Consider the following 1213-nt stretch of genomic DNA (forward strand, 5'->3'; position numbering starts at 1 on the left):
CGTGGGATCAGTCGAACCTGCGTGAACAATTCTATTTCACCGAACAGCAGATGCTCGATCCGGCGCAGTTGAGCGCGAGCCTGTCGCGCATCCTGTCCGATCCAGACGCCAAGAAGAAGCTGCAGATAGAGCTCGCCTCCAACGACCTGCAGACCGCCGTGCTCATCGTCGGACAGACGCTGCGGTCCGTCGAGATTCCGGCACCGTCAGGCGGTTCAGCGGAGCCGGTCGGCACTCGGGTCGCCAATCTGTCTTCAACCGAAAGCGTTGCAGTCGCTCGCCAGAGCGTCGTCTCCGGCCTCGAAACTCTCATTGTCGGCGCCTCGGCGGGCGAAGCGGAAAAGGACAAGGCAGGCGATCTTGCGCGCAGCATTCAGACCGAACTTCGTCGCCTGGGGTGCTACCGGATGCAAGTTGATGGCGATTGGGGCACAGGCTCCATCCGTGCCCTCACCGACTACTACAAAAACACCAAACAGATCGCACCCACGACCGAGCCGACCGTCGGATTGCTCGGCGATCTCTTTTTGCGTTCCGGCAGAATCTGCAAGCAGCCGGTCATCGTCAAGGCCAAGCCGGCTAAAGTCGCGTCGGACAACGGCCCTTCGCAAACCGGCCCCAGCCGCAAGGCGGCGAAACGCGCGCAGGCCGTCCCGCAACGCCCCATAGCCCCCCCACCAGACATTAGTGGGGGGATAGGCATCGGTGGTGTGTTTTAGGACGTGGGCTGTCAGGCGGGCCTACTTCATTGGCGTTCGTAACATCACGATTTCGCCTCACGGATCGCCTGCAAAGTCGCATGGCGTAGCTTGTCCTCGCGCTTAAGGGTCTTCACTCGTCCGACAAGGCCAGGTTTGATCCATTCGGCGTCTGGCTTGTCGGCTCCCTTCGGTGGCGTGCCTTTCCCCTCCTGCACCTTGGCCCATAGGCGTTCTCGCATGGCTTTGTTCAGGGCGATGTGAGCCGATCCGACATAGCGGCGTTCCGCATCGCGGGTTGCCATCAAAGCGAGTGGTGCCGATCCCGGTTTTAGCTGCACGCCTGCCACTTCAAAGTCGACTTCCTCGTAGCATTTGGTTTTCAGCCACGCTTCGGTGTCGCCTGACCGATACACGCTGTCAGGCCGCTTCGACACCATGCCCTCCAGGCCCATGCGATCAACCGCGGCGTAGAAGTCGGCCCCGCCGCCATGCACATGGTGACTGTACTGGAT

General features: G+C 61.3%; 2 pseudogenes. One reads left to right on the forward strand and one right to left on the reverse strand.

Annotated features, from left to right (window positions below):
• Positions 1–719 (forward strand): annotated as a pseudogene (locus tag EN932_RS36400) (caspase family protein); the annotation flags it as partial.
• Positions 720–763: 44 nt separating this feature from the next.
• On the opposite strand, the pseudogene EN932_RS36405 reads toward EN932_RS36400, so the two are convergent.
• A pseudogene (locus EN932_RS36405) lies at positions 764–1213 on the reverse strand (ATP-dependent DNA ligase); the annotation flags it as partial.

Source organism: Mesorhizobium sp. M7A.F.Ca.US.002.01.1.1 (assembly GCF_004022955.1).
Lineage (GTDB): Bacteria > Pseudomonadota > Alphaproteobacteria > Rhizobiales > Rhizobiaceae > Mesorhizobium > Mesorhizobium ciceri.